The sequence below is a fragment of the Streptomyces sp. NPDC036984 genome (genome assembly GCF_055607665.1).
The window spans coordinates 153,524-172,161 of the sequence record NZ_JBVJRL010000013.1; the positions used below are offsets into that span (position 1 = coordinate 153,524).

Annotated in this window: 14 protein-coding genes; 9 read left to right on the forward strand and 5 right to left on the reverse strand. The window is 72.9% G+C overall.

Going from position 1 to position 18,638, the window contains the following annotated elements; all coding sequences use genetic code 11:
- The first annotated feature begins 123 nt into the window (after window positions 1-123).
- Both ACZ7DL_RS23785 and ACZ7DL_RS23790 read left to right on the forward strand, forming a co-directional pair.
- The gene (locus ACZ7DL_RS23785; protein ID WP_470776773.1) at window positions 124-291 is read left to right on the forward strand and encodes a hypothetical protein; all 168 of its coding nucleotides are present in this window, start codon (window positions 124-126) and stop codon (window positions 289-291) included.
- Window positions 292-386: 95 nt separating this feature from the next.
- A complete protein-coding gene (locus ACZ7DL_RS23790) occupies window positions 387-1,184 on the forward strand; it encodes an oxygenase MpaB family protein (RefSeq protein WP_470776922.1) in 798 nt (265 codons plus the stop codon).
- Window positions 1,185-1,427: 243 nt separating this feature from the next.
- Here ACZ7DL_RS23790 and ACZ7DL_RS23795 read toward each other — a convergent pair whose 3' ends face one another.
- Window positions 1,428-2,513 carry a hypothetical protein gene (locus ACZ7DL_RS23795; RefSeq protein WP_470776775.1) on the reverse strand — a complete coding sequence of 362 codons (1,086 nt, stop codon included), beginning with the start codon at window positions 2,511-2,513 and terminating at the stop codon, window positions 1,428-1,430.
- A 197-nt stretch (window positions 2,514-2,710) separates the two neighbouring features.
- Between ACZ7DL_RS23795 and ACZ7DL_RS23800 the strand changes: the two genes are divergently transcribed.
- Complete coding sequence (locus ACZ7DL_RS23800) at window positions 2,711-4,270, forward strand: phytoene desaturase family protein (protein WP_470776776.1); 1,560 nt, start codon at window positions 2,711-2,713, stop codon at window positions 4,268-4,270.
- Window positions 4,271-4,285: 15 nt separating this feature from the next.
- On the opposite strand, the gene ACZ7DL_RS23805 is transcribed toward ACZ7DL_RS23800, so the two are convergent.
- A complete protein-coding gene (locus ACZ7DL_RS23805; RefSeq protein WP_470776778.1) occupies window positions 4,286-6,070 on the reverse strand; it encodes a serine hydrolase domain-containing protein in 1,785 nt (594 codons plus the stop codon).
- Window positions 6,071-6,230: 160 nt separating this feature from the next.
- On the opposite strand from ACZ7DL_RS23805, the gene ACZ7DL_RS23810 reads away from it, so the two are divergent.
- The 4 genes from ACZ7DL_RS23810 to ACZ7DL_RS23825 all read left to right on the forward strand — a co-directional run bounded on the left by ACZ7DL_RS23810 (window position 6,231) and on the right by ACZ7DL_RS23825 (window position 11,519).
- A complete protein-coding gene (locus ACZ7DL_RS23810; protein ID WP_470776780.1) occupies window positions 6,231-7,358 on the forward strand; it encodes a nitronate monooxygenase in 1,128 nt (375 codons plus the stop codon).
- Window positions 7,359-7,366: 8 nt separating this feature from the next.
- Window positions 7,367-8,917, forward strand: coding sequence for an acyl-CoA synthetase (locus tag ACZ7DL_RS23815; protein ID WP_470776923.1), 1,551 nt, complete (start codon window positions 7,367-7,369; stop codon window positions 8,915-8,917).
- Between the two features lie 99 nt (window positions 8,918-9,016).
- A complete protein-coding gene (locus ACZ7DL_RS23820; protein WP_470776781.1) occupies window positions 9,017-9,904 on the forward strand; it encodes a C1 family peptidase in 888 nt (295 codons plus the stop codon).
- 64 nt (window positions 9,905-9,968) lie between these two features.
- Window positions 9,969-11,519, forward strand: a complete 1,551-nt coding sequence (locus ACZ7DL_RS23825; protein ID WP_470776782.1) for an acyl-CoA synthetase — start codon at window positions 9,969-9,971, stop codon at window positions 11,517-11,519.
- Between the two features lie 34 nt (window positions 11,520-11,553).
- Here ACZ7DL_RS23825 and paaK read toward each other — a convergent pair whose 3' ends face one another.
- Entirely contained in the window at window positions 11,554-12,852 is a 1,299-nt protein-coding gene (paaK, locus tag ACZ7DL_RS23830) for a phenylacetate--CoA ligase PaaK (protein ID WP_470776784.1), read from the reverse strand.
- 183 nt (window positions 12,853-13,035) lie between these two features.
- Here paaK and ACZ7DL_RS23835 point away from each other — a divergent pair, with 183 nt between their 5' ends.
- Window positions 13,036-13,902, forward strand: coding sequence for an alpha/beta fold hydrolase (locus tag ACZ7DL_RS23835; protein WP_470776785.1), 867 nt, complete (start codon window positions 13,036-13,038; stop codon window positions 13,900-13,902).
- A 193-nt stretch (window positions 13,903-14,095) separates the two neighbouring features.
- On the opposite strand, the gene ACZ7DL_RS23840 is transcribed toward ACZ7DL_RS23835, so the two are convergent.
- Window positions 14,096-15,856: an alkaline phosphatase family protein gene (locus tag ACZ7DL_RS23840; RefSeq protein ID WP_470776787.1), complete on the reverse strand. Its 1,761-nt coding sequence runs from the start codon at window positions 15,854-15,856 to the stop codon at window positions 14,096-14,098.
- A gap of 161 nt (window positions 15,857-16,017) precedes the next feature.
- A complete protein-coding gene (locus ACZ7DL_RS23845) occupies window positions 16,018-17,637 on the reverse strand; it encodes an acyl-CoA synthetase (protein WP_470776789.1) in 1,620 nt (539 codons plus the stop codon).
- A gap of 188 nt (window positions 17,638-17,825) precedes the next feature.
- On the opposite strand from ACZ7DL_RS23845, the gene ACZ7DL_RS23850 reads away from it, so the two are divergent.
- A complete protein-coding gene (locus tag ACZ7DL_RS23850; RefSeq protein ID WP_470776791.1) occupies window positions 17,826-18,626 on the forward strand; it encodes a crotonase/enoyl-CoA hydratase family protein in 801 nt (266 codons plus the stop codon).
- Window positions 18,627-18,638 lie beyond the last annotated feature (12 nt).

An 18,638-nucleotide genomic window follows, 5' to 3' on the forward strand; every position in this document is an offset into this window, starting at 1 on the left:
GGCGAGTGCTCACCGCGCGGCGTTGTAGCCGCACAAGCCCTGGACGCCGGCTCCCAAGTACGTCGCGCGAGGCCGTCACTTCGCCATCCGGCCCACCGGGCCAAACGGGAAGGAGGCGGTCACATGACCACCGCGGTCGTGGTCGGCGGCGGGCCCAACGGGCTCGTGCCCTCATCCCAACTCGTCCCACTCGGCCCGTACGCCACCGGCATCCCCGGCGTCCACCTGTGCTCCGCCGCGCCCCCGCCCGGAGCCGGCGGCCCGGGAGACATCACGGGCCGCCGCCCTTGAACACCGGCCGCGGACCTGCTCACACTGCCGGTGTGGACGGTGCGGACACCCCTGGCGACCCGGGTCTCTTCGGTACCGGGTCGGTGACCTGGCAGATGCACGGCGACCCGATGATGTGGGTCGCCGGCGTGCGCGCGCTCTACCTCCAGGCCCTGCACCCGCGGGCGGTCCGCGGCGTGCTCCAGAACTCCGACTTCCGGCGGGACGCCTGGGGACGGCTGATGCGTACCGCGGATTTCGTCGGGACGACGACGTACGGCACGAGCGAGGCGGCCGAACGGGCCGGTGCGCGGGTGCGGAGGATCCACGGCATGCTGCGGGCGACCGACCCGGACACGGGAGAGCGGTACGGCGTCGGCGAACCCGCGCTGCTGCTGTGGGTGCACTGCGCGGAGATCGACTCCTACCTGCACGTCCTGCGCCGCTCCGGCTTCCCGCTCACCGACGCCCAGGCCGACCGGTACATAGCCGAGCACCGCGTCAGCGCCCGGCTGGTGGGCCTCGACCCGCAGACCGTACCGGCGAGCCGCGCCGAACTGGCCGCGTACTTCGAGAAGGTCCGGCCGGAACTGACCGCCGGACCCGAGGCCCGTGATGTGGACGACTTCCTGCGCCGTCCGCCGACGCACCCTCTGCTCGTCCCGGTACGCGAGCTGCTGTGGCGGCACGTGGCGCAGCTCGCGTACGCCGCCCTGCCGCCGTACGCCCACGAGCTGTACGGCAGACCGGCCCCCGCCCCCGCCACCGTCACCCGCCGGCTCCGCGCCACCGGCGTCCTGCTGCGGGCGATACCCGCACGGCTGCGCTGGCGGCTGCCGCCCCGGCACATCCTGCGCGCCATGGCGCGGCTGGGCCCGGAGGCGCGGCCCGCGGTGGACGGACTGCCGCGCTAGGTCCTGTCGTCAAACTCGCGCTGGGTCCTGTCGTCACACTCCCGTCGTCCGCCCGGAGGGCGGGCCGCGCGGCGTCAGGTGCGTGCTCCGGGAGTCCCCCGGCCGAAGGCCGGGGGAGTGCCGGGTCCCGGCCCTCGTACGGGATGTACGTGGGTCGGGGCCCGGTGCGGCGAGAGTGCGTGCATGGCGTCGTGGGGCAGGCGGGAGTGTGACGACAGGGCCTGGTCCGGCACGCCCGGTGGCTCAGGACCTCTCCGGCTCGCCGGGTTTGCCGGGGCTCTGCGGACCGCGGACGGCGTCCAGGACGGCCTGGCCCTGGCTGTCGACGGACTTCGTGAACACCTGCTGGGAGTAGCCGAGGATGACCGACCAGGCGATGACCTGGGCCGTGGAGTCGAGGGCGCTGAGCCCGGGCACGAAGCCCCCGCGCATCAGCAGCAGCCCCAGCACCGCCGTCAGCGCACCGGTCGGGAGCTTCAGCAGCGCCAGCGCGACCGGCACGTTGTACGGCAGCGACGTCCCCCTGATCCGTCGTAGCGCCGCGGCGGAGGCGATGCCGGCGGACACGAGGCCGACGATCTCGACGACGAGATAGTCCGCCGCGCGAGAGGCCCGGGCGACCTCGTCCGTCCCGGGCGGGTGGGTGAAGCCGCCCATGGTCCGGGTGGGACACACGATCGTGAACATGTTGTCGGACTCCGGCGTGAAACACAGGGGGACCATGTCGTTCCAGCGGTAGGCGGCGAGAGCGACCGCGACCGCGCCGAGGGCCAGACCGAGCGTCACGAGCGACACGATGCGCACGAAGCTGCGCACCCGGAGGGTCTCCTTGCGCAGCAGCCGCCGGGCGAGGCTGACCGTCTCGGCGAGAAAGGAGCGGTCGCTGGGCTCGAGTGTCCGGGTGTCCGGCTCGTTCAGCCTGCGGGTGATCTCCTCGATGCGGAGCCGGCGCGGGTCACGGGCGGGGAACTGCTCCTGCACCAGCGCCGTCATGTCCGGAAGGAGCGCCTTGACGTCGTCGAGGGACGCCGTCCACACCGTGAGGTTCAGCGCGGCGTCGACATGTGACTGGGCCACACCCAGGTGCGCCGCCCGCCGTGTCATCGGATGGGCCCGGTGCGCGAGGACGTCGCGGGCCGCGTCGAGCTCCAGGCGTGCCTTGGCCACGTAGGACGCGGCCAGATCACTGCGGTCGCTGTCCGCCTGGGCGCGCGCCGAGATCCCGTCGAGGACGGCCTCCAGCTCGGTGATCCGCGCCAGGAAGAGCTCGCGCTGTTCCCACGGCCCCATTTCGTCCCGGGACGACCAGTACGGCATCGTCCCGAGCATGTCGCGCGTCCTCGCCCCCCACCTTGCCGTTCTGCCCATCTGCGACTCCTCGCTCGCGCGTCCGCGACAGCAGGTCTGCTCAGGGAGGATCGGCGGCCGGGCCCGCGGTCTTGACGGTGTCTGGTCCAAGTGGAGGGGTCACATCACCACAGAGACGTGTGGCTTCCCTGGTCGATCACCATGTGTTAGCAAGAACCATGTCTGCCACCGAGGGAATCCGCTCGTACGACACCGTCATCGTCGGCGGTGGCCACAACGGCCTGGTCGCCGCCGCCTACCTGGCCCGGGCCGGCCGCTCCGTACTGGTGCTGGAACGGCTGGACCACACCGGCGGCGCGGCCGTCTCCACCCGCCCGTTCGCCGGTGTCGACGCCCGCCTGTCGCGCTACTCCTACCTGGTCAGTCTGCTGCCGCAGAAGATCGTGGACGACCTCGGGCTGGACTTCCGCGTCCGCACCCGCACCATCTCCTCGTACACCCCGGTGGAACGGGCCGGACGGCCCACCGGACTGCTCGTCGGCGGCGGTGAGCAGCGCACCCGGGACGCCTTCGCCCGGCTGACCGGCGGCACCCGCGAGTACGAGGCATGGCAGCGCTTCTACGCCATGACGGGCCGCGTCGCCCAGCGCGTCTTCCCGACGCTCACCGAACCCCTGCCCACCCGCGACGAACTGCGCCGCCGCATCGACGACGAGGCCGCCTGGCGGGCCCTGTTCGAGGAGCCGATCGGCGTCGCCATCGAGGAGACCTTCACCGACGACCTGGTCCGCGGCGTCGTCCTCACCGACGCGCTCATCGGCACCTTCGCCGACGCCCATGACGCCTCCCTCGCCCAGAACCGCTGCTTCCTCTACCACGTCATCGGCGGCGGGACCGGCGCCTGGAACGTGCCGGTCGGCGGCATGGGCGCGCTGACCGACGCGCTGGCGGCGGCGGCCCGCTCGGCGGGCGTGGTCATCGCCACGGGCCACGAAGCGGTCCGGATCGACACCGACGGGCAGACGGCCGAGGTCACCTACCGCACCGCCGACGGCGAGGGTACCGCCGCCGCCCGGCACGTCCTGGTGAACGCCTCCCCGCGGGAACTGGCCGCCCTCACCGGCGACCCGGCGCCCGAACCCGCCGAGGGCGCCCAGCTCAAGGTCAACATGCTGCTCGAGCGGCTGCCCCGGCTGCGCGACCCCGACACCGACCCGCGCGAGGCGTTCGCCGGCACCTTCCACATCGCCGAGGGCTACCGGCAGCTCGCCGCCGCCCACGCCCAGGCCGCCGCCGGCGAACTCCCCGCCCCACCGCCCTCGGAGATCTACTGCCACTCCCTGACCGACCCCACCATCCTCGGCCCGGACCTCGCCGAGCGCGGCTACCAGACGCTCACCCTGTTCGGCCTGCACACCCCGGCCCGGCTCTTCGAGGAGGACAACGACGGCGTGCGCGAGGAACTGCTGATGTCCACCCTCACCCAGCTCGACGCCCACCTCGCCGAACCCCTCGCGGACTGCCTGGCCACGGATGCCGACGGCCGCCCCTGCATCGAGGCGAAGACCCCGCTCGACCTCGACCGGGACCTCGGGCTGCCCGGCGGCAACATCTTCCACCGGGCCCTGTCCTGGCCGTACGCCGGGCGGCACACGGGCCGCTGGGGCGTGGAGACCCGGCATGCCAACGTGCTGCTGTGCGGCGCGGGCGCGGTGCGCGGGGGCGGGGTGAGCGGGGTGCCGGGGCACAACGCGGCGATGGCGGTGCTGGAGACGTAGGGCGGTCCTGGGGTCCTAGTCGGCCGACGGCCGCCAGCCCACCGCCGTGACGCGTGCTTCGTCCGCCGGGCGTGACGCGTCGAACAGCACCCTTCCGCCGGCCTCGACGCAGAGCGCGTCGACGTAGGCGCCCCGGCCGGCGTACAGCCGGTCGGTGGTGTACCGCCAGCGCAGGGTGAGCCCGATGCCGGCCGGGAGGGCCGCGGTCACCCGGTGCCAGACCCGGCCCGACCAGCCGGTGGCGGTCCCCGCGGGGTGGTCCTCGGCGCCCTCGCCGGGCCGGGAGGCGGTGAACGGGACCGGTTGCCAGGTGGTACCGCCGTCCGTGCTGGACTCCAGGGTCAGGACGTCGGAGACGGGCTCGGTGTCCCACCACAGGGCGCAGCGCAGGCGGGCCGGACCCGGGGAGGTGTCCAGCGGCGGGAGGGCGAGGGTCGCCGACGTGCCGCTCGCCATGCCCGAGAACCAGGCCGTACGGCCCCGCGCGGGGCGCACTGGCACCGCACGGGCCAGGTTGTTCCCGGCGGCCACCCGCGGAGCGGACCCCGATCGCCAGGTGCGCACCGGGTGCACCGAGTTGCCGAGGACGATCAGGAAGGTGTCGGTCGTGGGGTCGAGCACCAGCGAGGTGCCGGTGAAGCCGGTGTGGCCGGCCGTGCGCGGGGTGGCCATCGCCCCCATGTACCAGTGCTGGTACAGCTCGAAGCCGAGGCCGTGCTCGTCGCCCGGGAAGGCCGTGTTGAAGTCGGTGAACAGCAGCTCCACCGACTCGCGCCGCAGGATGCGTGTGCGGCCGTGAACGCCGCCGTCGAGCAGCGTACGGCCGAGGACCGCGAGGTCCCACGCGCTGCCGAAGACACCCGCGTGACCCGCCACACCGCCCAGGCTGTACGCGTTCTCGTCGTGCACCTCGCCCCAGACCAGCCCGCGGTCCAGCCCGGACCAGGGCCGGCGCGCGTCCTCGGTGGCCGCGATCCGCGGTTTCCATGAGGCGGGCGGGTTGTAGCGGGTGCTGTCCAGGCCGAGCGGGCCGGTGATCTCCTCGTGCAGCAGCGTGTCCAGCGGGCGGCCGGTGACCTCCTCCAGGACCAGCTGGAGGGAGATCAGGTTCAGGTCCGAGTACAGGTACGCGGTGCCGGGCGGGTGCAGCGGGGCCTCGTTCCAGATCAGCTCCAGTTTCCGCTCCCGCGTCGGCGCGCCGTACAGCGGGATCCAGGCGCGGAACCCGGAGGTGTGCGTGAGGAGCTGCCGGATCGTCACTTCTTGCTTGCCGGCGCGTCCGAAGTCCGGAAGGTACGCCGCGACCTTCCCCTCCAGGTCCAGCGCGCCCCGCTCGATCTGCTGCACGGCCAGCAGCGAGGTGAACAGCTTGGAAACGGAGGCCAGGTCGAAGACGGTGTCCCGGGTCATCGGGAGCTGCTCTCCGGGCGGGAACTCGACGCCGGTGTCCGTCTTCTCGTCGTAGGCGGCGTAGCGCACCGCCATGCCGATCGGCTCGTGCAGGGCCACGATGCCGCCGCGCCCGGCGAGCAGGACGGCACCCGCGTACCAGGGGTGGCGGGGGGAGGGGGCGAGGAACGCCTCCGCGTCCGTGACGAGTTGCCGCAGGTGCGCGGGGAGCAGCCCGGCGCGTTCGGGTGAACCGTGGCGCAGCGTGCGGCGGCCGGCGGCGGGTGCGGCGGCGGCCGGGCCCGCGGGGAGCGCGCCCAGGGCCAGTGCGCCGCCCGCCGCCAGGGAGCCCACGACGAGCCGGCGGCGCGTCAGCCCCTGCGCCCGTCTGCCTGCCTGATCGTCCGTCATCGCGCGGCCTCCCGTCTGAAAGTATCTTTCGGGGCTTGCCCTGCCCGTGAAACTTTCCTGTCAGGCGGGGGACGTGTCAACGGGGTGCGTGGCTCCATGAATCTGACGGAGCATCAGAAAGGGTCTTCCGTCGTCCGGCAGGCTGCGGCATCCTGCGCCCATGCAGACGGAGCTGAGCAGGAAACTGGGAATCGAGCACGCCGTCTTCGGCTTCACGCCGTTCCCCGCCGTCGCCGCGGCCATCAGCCGGGCCGGCGGCTTCGGCGTGCTCGGTGCGGTCCGCTACACCGCCCCCGACGACCTCAAACGCGACCTCGACTGGCTCGACGCGCACACCCAGGGCCGGCCCTACGGGCTGGACGTGGTCATGCCGGCGAAGAAGGCGGAGGCCCCGAGCGACCACACACTGAGCGAGGCCGACGTCGAGGCGATGATCCCCGAGGAGCACCGGCGGTTCGTGCGGGAGACCCTCGCCCGGCACGGAGTCCCGGCACTGGCCGAGGGCGAGGCGTCCGGCTGGCGCATCACCGGCTGGATGGAGCAGGTCGCCCGCACCCAGCTCGACGTGGCCTTCGACTACCCGATCAGGCTGCTCGCCAACGCCCTCGGCTCCCCGCCCGCCGACGTCGTCGCCCGCGCCCACGACCGGGACGTCCGGGTCGCCGCGCTCGCGGGCAGCGCCCGGCACGCCCGCAAGCACCGGGACGCGGGCATCGACATCGTCGTCGCCCAGGGCTATGAGGCCGGCGGCCACACCGGGGAGATCGCCACCATGGTGCTCACCCCCGAGGTCGTGGAGGCCGTGGACCCGCTGCCCGTACTGGCCGCGGGGGGCATCGGCAGCGGCCCGCAGGTGGCAGCCGCGCTCACCCTCGGCGCCCAGGGTGTGTGGCTGGGCTCCATATGGCTGACCACCACAGAAGCGGACCTCCACTCGCCCGCCCTGACCCGCAAACTGCTCGCCGCCGGGTCCGGGGACACCGTCCGCTCCCGCGCGCTGACCGGGAAGCCCGCGCGCCAGCTGCGCACCGCGTGGACCGACGCCTGGGACGACCCGGCCGGGCCCGGCGCCCTGCCCATGCCGCTCCAGGGCCTGCTGGTCGCCGAGGCGGTCTCCCGTATCCAGAAGTACGAGGTCGAGCCGCTGCTCGGCACCCCCGTCGGCCAGATCGTCGGCCGGATGACCGGCGAACGCAGCGTCCAGGCCGTCGTCGACGACCTCACCCGCGGCTTCGAGCAGGCCGTGGACCGCATCAACCGCATCGCCGGAAGGAGCGGCCGGCCGTGAGTGCACCCGTGACCACACCCCCCGCCGGTTTCTGGGCCCAGGCCACCCAGGACCCCGACCGCACGGTCCTGATCGCGCCGGACGGCGAGGCGTGGACCGCCGGCCGCCTGCACGCCGCCGCCAACCGGCTCGTCCACGGGCTGCGCGCGGCCGGCCTGGAGCGCGGCGACGCCTTCGCCGTCGTCCTGCCCAACGGCGTCGAGTTCCTCACCGCCTACCTGGCCGCCACCCAGGCCGGCCTCTATCTGGTGCCGGTCAACCACCATCTCGTCGGCCCCGAGATCGCCTGGATCGTCGCCGACTCCGGCGCCAGGGTGCTCATCGCGCACGAGCGGTTCGCCGACGCGGCACGCCGGGCCGCCGACGAGGCCGCACTCCCGGCCACTCACCGGTACGGCGTCGGCGCGGCCGACGGCTTCCGGCCCTACGCCGAACTCCTGGCCGCCGGGCCGGAGTCGGCCCCTGCCGGCCGCGAACTCGGCTGGGTCATGAACTACACCTCCGGCACGACCGGACGCCCGCGCGGCATCCGCCGCCCGCTGCCCGGCAAGCTGCCCGAGGAGTCGCACCTGGGCGGCTTTCTCGGCATCTTCGGCATCAGGCCGTTCGACGACAACGTCCACCTCGTCTGCTCGCCGCTGTACCACACGGCCGTCCTCCAGTTCGCCGGCGCGTCCCTGCACATCGGCCACCGCCTGGTGCTCATGGACAAGTGGACCCCCGAGGAGATGCTCCGCCTCATCGACACCCACAGATGCACGCACACCCATATGGTCCCGACCCAGTTCCACCGGCTGCTGGCGCTCCCGGACGAGGTGAAGGCCCGCCACGACGTCTCGTCCATGCGGCACGCCATCCACGGCGCCGCCCCCTGCCCGGACCATGTGAAGCGAGCCATGATCGACTGGTGGGGGCACTGCGTGGAGGAGTACTACGCGGCCAGCGAGGGCGGTGGCGCCTTCGCCACCGCCGAGGACTGGCTGAAGAAGCCCGGCACGGTCGGCAAGGCCTGGCCCATCAGCGAACTCGCGATCTTCGACGACGACGGCAACCGGCTCCCACCCGGCCGGCTCGGCACCGTCTACATGAAGATGAGCACCGGCGGCTTCGCCTATCACAAGGACGAGGCCAAGACCCGCGGGAACCGTATCGGCGACTTCTTCACCGTCGGCGATCTCGGCTGTCTGGACGAGGACGGCTACCTCTTCCTCCGCGACCGCAAGATCGACATGATCATCTCCGGCGGGGTCAACATCTACCCGGCCGAGATCGAGTCCGCGCTGCTCGCCCACCCGGCCGTCGCCGACGCCGCCGCCTTCGGCATCCCGCACGACGACTGGGGCGAGGAGGTCAAGGCCGTGGTCGAACCGGCCCCCGGGCACGAACCGGGGCCGCAGCTGGCGGCCGCCCTGCTCGCGCACTGCTCCGACCGGCTGGCCGGCTACAAGCGGCCGAGGAGCGTCGACTTCATCGCCGAGATGCCCCGCGATCCCAACGGCAAGCTGTACAAACGGCGGCTGCGCGAGCCGTACTGGCGGGGGCGTACCCGACCGGTGTGACCCGCACACAACGAGGCAGGCGAGTGACACCTGATCGCACCTCCGGCGCGGGTGGCAGGCATATGCCACAACGACCCGCTCGAGAAAACGAGGTGGACCATGACCGATACCGCGCGCCTCGCGGTCACGCAGGGGAAGGGTATGGGCTGGCTGCCGGACCGGCCCGACATCCGCGACTTCACCAAGAACTCCAACGGCGTCCCGCAGCTCGTCGAGCGCACGGGTGTCCTCAAGGCGGTCGGTGGGCCGCTCCCGGCCCGGATGGACCTGCGCGAGAAGTGTTCTCCGATCGTGGACCAGGCGAGCCTCGGGTCCTGCACGGCCAACGCCGCCGCCGGGGTTCTGGAGTACTTCGAACTCCAGGCCCACGGCGGCTACGCGCCCGCGTCCCGGCTGTTCATCTACAAGGCGACCCGCGACTACCTCCAGTGGACCGGCGACACCGGCGCGTACCTGCGCTCGACCATGGGCGCGCTGAGCCTCTTCGGGGCCCCGCCGGAGCGCTACTGGCCGTACGACACCGAGCTGTTCGACACCGAGCCCTCGTCGTTCTGCTACTCGTTCGCCAGCAACTTCCAGGCCCTCACCTACTACCGCCTGGATCCGGCGGGCATCTCCCGGCCGGACCTGCTCGCGGACATCAAGGCCCACGTCGTCTCCGGGCTGCCCGCGATGTTCGGGTTCACCGTCTACAACAGCATCGACGTCGCCACCGGCGGCGACATCCCCTACCCCGGCCGGCGCGACACGGTGGCCGGCGGACACGCCGTCGTGGTGGTCGGCTACGACGACGAGCGCGTCGTCACCAACCCCATCGACGGCAGCACCACCGAAGGCGCCCTGGTCATCCGCAACTCCTGGGGACAGCGCTGGGGCGACGGCGGATACGGCTACCTGCCCTACCGCTACGTCCACGACGGGCTGGCCGAGGACTTCTGGGTCCTCGTCAAGGCCGAGCACCTGGAGACGGGCAACTTCGACGAGTGAGCGTGCCGGGCCCGGTCTCCGGGTGCTTGACCGGCACCTCCGGCGGGCCCGAGGATCGGCTGTCATGACGCAGGGACACGGCAGCACGGTCGACGGGGTGCTGCGGCGCAGCGCCCGCCGCACCCCGGCACGGGTCGCGGTGGAGTACGGCGAGCGCGGGTGGACGTACGAGGAACTGGACGACGCCGTCTCCCGCGCGGCCGCGCTGCTGCGCGCGGAGGGCCTCGCGCCCGGCGACCGGGTCGCCGCCTACGGCCACAACTCCGACGCGTACCTGATCGCCTTCCTCGCCTGCGCCCGGGCGGGCCTGGTCCATGTACCGGTCAACCACAGCCTCACCGGCGACGACCTGGCCTACCTCATCGGCCAGTCGGGCAGCGCCCTGGTCCTCGCCGACCCGGACCTTGCCGGGCGACTGCCGGAGGGGGCGCGGATGCTGGCGCTGCGTGACACCGGCGACTCGCTGCTCGCCCGGCTCCCGGACACCACGCCGTACGAGGGTCCCGAACCCCGCACCGAGGACCTGGTGCAGCTGCTGTACACGTCCGGCACGACCGCCCTGCCCAAGGGCGCGATGATGACCCACCGGGCCCTGGTGCACGAGTACCTGAGCGCGATCACCGCGCTCGATCTGAGCGCCGGCGACCGGCCGGTGCACGCGCTGCCGCTGTACCACTCGGCGCAGCTGCACGTGTTCCTGCTGCCCTACCTGGCGGTCGGCGCCACGAACGTCATCCTGGACGCGCCGGACGGGGACCGGCTTTTCGACTTGATCGAAAACGGCCGCGTGGACAGCCTGTTCGCGCCGCCCACGGTGTGGATCGGCCTCGCCGGCCGGCCCGATTTCGCCACCCGCGACCTCGGCGGCCTGCGCAAGGCGTACTACGGCGCGTCCGTCATGCCGGTGCCCGTCCTGGAGCGGCTGCGGGCGCGCCTGCCGCGACTCGCCTTCTACAACTGCTTCGGGCAGAGCGAGATCGGCCCGCTGGCCACGGTCCTCGGCCCCGACGAGCACGAGGGCAGGCTGGACTCCTGCGGCCGCACCGTGCTCTTCGTGGACGCCCGGGTCGTGGACGAGGACGGCGCGGACGTGCCCGCCGGCACGCCCGGCGAAATCGTGTACCGCTCACCGCAGTTGTGCGAGGGGTACTGGGGCAAGCCCGAGGAGACCGCCGCGGCCTTCCGCGACGGCTGGTTCCACTCCGGGGACCTCGCGGTGCGGGACGCCGACGGCTACTTCACGATCGTGGACCGGGTGAAGGACGTCATCAACTCCGGTGGCGTGCTGGTGGCCTCACGCCAGGTCGAGGACGCCCTGTACACCCACGAGGCGGTCGCCGAGGCCGCGGTGATCGGCTTGCCCGACGAGCGGTGGATCGAGGCCGTCACGGCGGTCGTCGTGCCGCGCGGTGAAGTGACGGAGGATCAGCTCATCGCGCACGTGAAGGAGAAGCTCGCGCCGTTCAAGGCACCCAAGCGGGTGCTCTTCGTGCCCGGGCTGCCGCGCAACGCCAGCGGCAAGATCCTCAAGCGCGAACTGCGGGACCGCTTCGGCGGCCAGGGGGTACGCCGGATCGGGTCGACGGGTAGGGACGGCGCTTGTGGACCGACCTGAGCGGGGCTGATAGTGGCCCCCGGGCCGGGCCGGGTCAGATCTTCGGTCGCAGGTCCACGATCCGGCGGATCTTGCCCACGGACCGCTCCAGCGACTCCGGCTCGACGATCTCCACGTCGACCGACACCCCGATGCCGTCCTTGGCCGCCGCGGCGATGGACCGGGCCGCCGCCTCCCGGGCCTCCGGCGACGCGTCCGGGCGGGCCTCGGCCCGGACGGTCAGCGTGTCCAGGCGGCCCTCGCGGCCGAGGCGCAGCTGGAAGTGCGGCGCGACGCCGGGCGTGCGCAGCACGATCTCCTCGATCTGGGTCGGGAAGAGGTTGACCCCGCGCAGGATCACCATGTCGTCGCTGCGCCCGGTGATCTTCTCCACCCGCCGGAACGCCCGGGCCGTGCCGGGCAGCAGCCGCGTCAGGTCCCGCGTCCGGTACCGGACGATCGGCATGGCCTCCTTGGTCAGCGAGGTGAAGACCAGTTCGCCCCGCTCGCCCTCCGGCAGCACCTCACCGGTGATCGGATCCACGATCTCCGGGTAGAAGTGGTCCTCCCACACATGAAGGCCGTCCTTGGTCTCCACACACTCCTGGGCGACGCCGGGACCGATCACCTCGGACAGCCCGTAGATGTCGACGGCGTCGATCGCGAACCGTTCCTCGATCTCCCGCCGCATCTCCTCGGTCCAGGGCTCGGCCCCGAACACGCCCACCCGCAGCGAGGTGGAGCGCGGGTCCACGCCCTGCCGCTCGAACTCGTCCAGCAGCGTGAGCATGTAGGAGGGAGTCACCATGATGACGGACGGTTCCAGGTCCTGGATCAGCTGCACCTGGCGGGCCGTCATGCCGCCGGACGCCGGGACGACCGTACAGCCCAGGCGCTCGGCCCCGTAGTGGGCGCCCAGGCCACCGGTGAAGAGTCCATAGCCGTAGGCCACATGCACGATGTCACCGGGCCGGCCGCCGGCCGCCCGGATCGACCGGGCCACCATGTCGGCCCACATGGAAAGGTCGTTGTCCGTATAGCCGACCACCGTGGGGCGACCCGTGGTGCCACTGGAGGCGTGCAGCCGGCGGATCCGCTCCCGGGGGACGGCGAACATGCCGTACGGGTAGTTCTCCCGGAGGTCGGCCTTGGTGGTGAAAGGGAAGCGGGCGAGGTCGGCGAGTGAACGGCAGTCCTCCGGGCGGACGCCGGCCTTGTCGAAGGACTCCCGGTAGAACGGCACGCGCTCGTAGGCGTGCCGCAGCGAGGCGCGCAGCCGCTCCCACTGCAACGCCCGCAGCTCCTCGGGCCCGAGCCGTTCGCCCGCGTCGAGCAGGTCCGTCGCATCCGCCATCGGGACGCCTCCCTTGCCAGCCGCACATTCCGGACGACCGATCATTCGGTCGATCTGTTCGGGGTCAGTAATTCAGGCCCCTGCGCCTCCGGGCAAGAGGTCTGCGGAATTTTCCGGCGCCCCGGCCGCCAGCTGCCGCGAAAGGCGTTGCGGCGGGGCGAGGCCGCCGAGGATGATCAGTGCATGCCCACCTTCTTGGCGGCCGACGGCACCCGGCTCTCCTACCATCTGCGCGGGACCGGCGAGCCTCTCGCCGTCCTGCCCGGCGGCCCGATGCGCGCCTCCGCCTACCTCGAGGATCTCGGCGGGCTGACCGCGCACCGCCGACTGGCCCTGCTGGACCTGCGGGGCACCGGGGACTCGGAGAGGCCGGCGGACCCGGAGACGTACCGGTGTGACCGGATGGTCGAGGACGTGGAGCTATGGCGCGCCCACATGGGCCTGGAACACATGGATCTCCTCGCTCACTCGGCGGGCGCCGCCCTGGCGATGCTCTACGCGGCCGGGCACCCGCACCGGATACGGCGGCTCGTGCTGATCACCCCCAACCCCTCCGCCCTGGGCATGCGGGCCACGCCCGAGGACCGGCTGGCCGCGGCCCGGCTGCGCGCGGACGAGCCGTGGTTCCCGCGGGCGTACCCCGCCTTCCGGGCCTGGCTGGCGGGCGAGGCGGACTTCGACGAGGTGTTCCTGCCTTTCTTCCACGGCCGCTGGGACGACACCGCCCGGGCGCACACGGACGCCGAGCCGGAGCAGACCAACGAGGAGGCGGCGGAGCGCCACTTCGCCGAGGGCGCCTTCACCCCGGACGCCACCCGGGCCGCCCTCGCCGCCCTGGCCGCGCCGGTCCTCGTGTACGCGGGCGAAGTCGACGGCGGTCCGAGCCCGGCGCTCGCCCGCCGCACCGCCGAGGTCTTCCCGCACGCCGAGTGCACCGTCCAGCCCGGCGCCGCCCATTACCCCTGGCTGGACGACCCGGCACGGTTCCGGAGCCGGCTCGCCGCCTTCCTCGCCGAGCCCACGGTCAGCGCTCCGCCCCCGGCGAAATAGGCGGCCCGCACCCGCCTCGCCCGGTGGGCGCGCACCCGCACCGCCCGGATGACCCGCACCGGCCCCGCCCGGTGGGTGCGCACGGGTGCCGCCCGGACGGCGTGCCTGCCTCCCAGCCCGGCCGGCGTACACGCGTCCCGCCCGAAGGGTCCTCGCCCTGCCGACGGAGTTCCTCCGGCCGAGCCGGGTGCCCTCAGCCACGCCGAGGCCCGTACGCCGTCAGGAACCGGTCGCGGAAGGCGTCCATCGGCCGGACCGGGGCGTCCGGGGCCGGTTTGAGGCCCTCGGTCCAGCCCCAGCCGGAGATCCGCTCAAGGACCTTCGGGTCGCGGGCGACGATCGTCACGGGCACGTCCTTGCGGGGGCTGCCCCCGGTGACCGTCGGAACGGGCTGGTGGTCGCCGAGGAAGACCAGGACCGTGTTCCCGTCGCCGTAGCGGCGCAGGAACCCGACGAGACTGCGCAGCGAGTACTCGATCGACCTCCGGTACCCGGCGCGCACGCTCTGCGGGTTCTTCCAGACCTCCGCGGCGTCCTCGCCGTCCCGGCCGAGGCGGTGGAACACCGAGCCGTCGCCCAGGCCACGCCAGTCGGTCATACGGGGGACGGGCGCCCAGGGGTGATGGCTGGAGGTCAGGATGATCTCCGCCATCAGCGGGCCCCGGCCGCGCCGCCCGAACTCCAGTCGCCGGAAGGTCTCCAGGGTGAACTGGTCCGGCATGTGCGACCAGCCGAAGGCGGGGCCGTGATAGCCGAGACGGCCCCGGTCGTAGATGTGGTCCAGGCCGAAGAACCGGCCCTCCGGCCAGGCCCTGTCCACCCCGGGCGCGACAGCGACGGTCCGCCAGGCACCGGCCGTGCGGAAGGCGCCGGTGAGGGTCGTCCGGTCGCTGGAGGTGAGGGTGCGGAACCGCTGCTGATTGCTGATCCACAGCCCGGACAGGAACGTCGAGTGGGCCAGCCAGCTGCCGCCGCCCGTCACCGGCGAGCGCAGCCACCCGCTGCGCGCCTCGAAGCCGGCCGCCCGGAGAGCGGCGGTGCTCTCGGTCAGCACCGCGCCGATCCGAGGGCCCATCGCCGGATCCTCGATCGCGGAGCGGCCGTAGCTCTCGACGAAGGTGAACAGCACGTCCTTGCCGCGCAGACCGGTCAGCAGCCGGTCGGGCGGCGTGTGTGCGAACGCGTCGTGGGCGGCCTGGCGCCGGAAGGCCCGCGCGTCCGTGAGGGCCGCACGGACCTGCTGGACGCGTTCGCCGACGAGCTCCGCGTCGACCGCCGCGGCGACCGGTACCCCGTCGGCGCGCAGACCGAGCGTGACGCAGGTGATCCAGGCCGTGCCGAGCACCAGGGTGACGCCGAGCGCGCGCCGGCGGTGCCGGGCCGGCAGCGCCGTCAGCCGGACCGCCGCCAGCGCGGTCAGGGCGGGCACGGCGATCGCGACGGTGGCGCCCGCGGCGAGGGCGAGCAACTCCACGGTCCTGCCGGACGTCTCACGCACGTAGTCCGCCGCGTTCTCCAGCAGACCCCAGTCCAGCACCGGGTCGAACGGGCGGAGCAGCACCGCGTGGAATCCCATGTCCAGCCCCTTGAGCAGGGCGAGCAGCCCGATCAGGCAACCGGCCGCCACGGCGCCGGCCCGCCGCGCCCGGGGCGGCAGTACGAGCAGCAGTGCGGCGACCACCAGGCCCTCGACCGGGAGGCGGAGGAAGGCGCCCGGGGCGAGCCGGTCGAGCTGGTTGGGCAGCAGCAGCGCGCCGAGGAGGAGGGCGGCGGCGAGCACGGTCGTACTCACGCCCACGCACCGCGCCATGCGCGGGTGCCGACGGCGGAGCCGGGCGCCCCGGCCGGGACCGGGGTGCGCCGTCGCCCGCGCGCCGCGGTGCCCGGCCGCCGCGTCGCGGGTGTCCGGTTCCGCCGTGCCGTCCGGCAGGCGACCGGGCGAGAGGTGAGACACCCGAGGGTCCTTCCGTGCGGGGCCCGCAGCCGGTCACCCCGACGGAGCGGGCGGCCGGGCCTGTCGCCCCAGTCGGCCGTCACCGTAAGTCAGCGAGGCGACTCGGTTGTGCGCACAGAGTAATCCTCGCGGGCGGGAGCGGCGGCGGGACACCCCGGCGGTCACGGCTGCTCGGCGGCCACCGCCACCTCCCGGGCCCACCGGTAGTCGGCCTTGCCGCTCGGGGACCGCTGAACGGCGTCCGTGATCACCAGCTGGCGGGGAACCTTGTAACCGGCCAGGCGGGTACGGCAGTGGCTCTGGATATCGGCCAGCGAGAGGCGCGGCGCCCCCGCCCGCAGCTGCACCACGGCAGCCACATGGTTGCCCCACCGGGCGTCCGGCACGCCGGCGACCAGCGCGTCGTACACGTCCGGATGCGCCTTGAGCGCCTGCTCGACCTCCTCCGGGTACACCTTCTCGCCCCCGGTGTTGATGCACTGCGAGCCCCGCCCGAGGACGGTGACCACGCCGTCCTCGCCGACCGTGGCCATGTCGCCCAGCAGCACCCAGCGCCGCCCGTCCCGCTCGAAGAAGGTCTCGGCGGTCTTCGCCGGGTCGTTGTAGTAGCCGAGCGGCACGTGCCCGCACTGTGCGACCCGGCCCACCTCGCCCACCGCCGTCGGCTCGTATGTCACCGGATCCACCACCTGAGTACGGGAGTTGACCCGGATGCGGAAGCCGCGCTCGGGTCCCGCGTCCTCGGTCGCGGTGCCGTTGAAGCCGGACTCGGAGGAGCCGAAGTTGTTCAGCAGCAGGGCGTTCGGGACCAGCTCGCGGAACTGCCGGCGGACCGTCTCCGACATGATCGCGCCGGACGAGGAGACGCTGAACAGCGCCGAGCAGTCGGTGCCCTTCATCGGCCCCCTCAGCGCGTCGACCAGCGGCCGGAGCATCGCGTCACCGACCAGCGACATGCTGGTGACCCGCTCCCGCTCGACCGTCCGCAACACCTCCTCCGGTACGAACTTGCGGTGCAGTACGACCCGTTGACCGAAGTCGAAGCCGATGAAGGCGGTCAGGGTGGAGGTGCCGTGCATCAGCGGGGGAGTGGGGAAGAAGGTGATCCCGGCGCCGCCCGCCGCGACCCGCTCGGCCAGTTCCTCCGGCGCCTTCACCGGCTCTCCGGTCGGCGCCCCGCCGCCCAGACCCGCGAAGAACAGGTCTTCCTGACGCCACATCACCCCCTTGGGCATGCCGGTCGTACCGCCGGTGTAGATGATGAACTGGTCGTCCCCGGACCGCGCGGGAAAGCCCCGCCCGGGCGACCCGGCGGCCTCCGCCTCGGCGAACGGCACGGCCCCCGGCACCGCCTGCGCGGCCGGGGTGCCCACCCGCAGCAGACGGCGCAGCCGCGGCGCCCGCGGCAGCGCCCCCGCCACCCGGTCCTCGAACTCCGCGTCGAAGACCAGCGCGACCAGGTCCGCGTCCCGGTAGAGGTACGCCAGCTCCTCCTCGACATAGCGGTAGTTGACGTTCACCGGGACGATCCTGGCCTTCAGGCAGGCCAGCACCGTCTGGAGGTACTCGACGCCGTTGTACAGGTGCAGGCCCAGATGCTCCCCGGGCCGGACACCGCTGTCGATCAGGTGGTGGGCGATGCGGTTGGCGGCGGCGTCCAGGCCGGCGTACGTCAGCCGGCGCTCCGCGCCCGTGCCGGGATGGTCGAGGTACACGAGCGCCTCGCGGTCCGGAACCACGTCGACGACCGACTCGAACAGGTCGGCAAGGTTGTACTCCACCGCTTCCTCCTGACCCCGGCGGTCCTGGCGATGAGAGGCGCATGCGTCGGTTCGCCGGTCATCAGAGCAAAGCGCGCGGCAACTGGGAAGGGCCCGCACCAAGAAATCTGACTGGCTGTCAGAAAACCCTTGAAGTGCCCCCTCCCCTCCTGCAACCTGTTCTCGTTCTGACCGAGGGGAGATGGCCCATGGGTGGGACGGAACACCTCACCGTGCGGCGAGAAGGCGCCACACTGGTACTCACGCTCAACCGGCCCGACGCCAGGAACGCGCTCTCGCTCGCGATGCTCGTCGGCCTGTACGACGGCTGGCTGGAGGCCGACGAGGACGACACGGTCCGCTCGATCGTGCTCACCGGGGCCGGCGGCGCCTTCTGCGCCGGCATGGACCTCAAGGCGCTGGCCGGCGACGGCATGCAGGGGCAGCGGTACCGCGACCGGCTCAAGGCCGATCCCGACCTGCACTGGAAGGCGATGCTGCGCCACCACCGCCCGCGCAAGCCGGTGATCGCCGCCGTCGAGGGTCACTGCGTCGCGGGCGGCACCGAGATCCTCCAGGGCACCGACATCAGGGTCGCGGGCGAGTCCGCGACCTTCGGCCTGTTCGAGGTGAGACGCGGACTGTTCCCGATCGGCGGCTCCACCGTCCGCCTCCAGCGCCAGATCCCGCGCACCCACGCCCTGGAGATGCTGCTCACCGGCCGCCCGTACAGCGCACCGGAGGCCGCCGGCATCGGCCTGATCGGGCATGTCGTCCCCGACGGCACCGCCCTCGCCAAGGCCCTGGAGATCGCCGGACAGATCAACGCCTGCGGCCCGCTCGCCGTCGAGGCCGTCAAGGCGTCGGTGTACGAGACCGCCGAGATGACCGAGTCCGACGGGCTCGCCGCCGAACTCGCCTGCGGCTGGCCGGTCTTCGACACCGCCGACGCCAAGGAGGGCGCCCGCGCCTTCGCGGAGAAACGGCCCCCCGTCTACAAGCGCGCCTGACCCGAGGAGCAC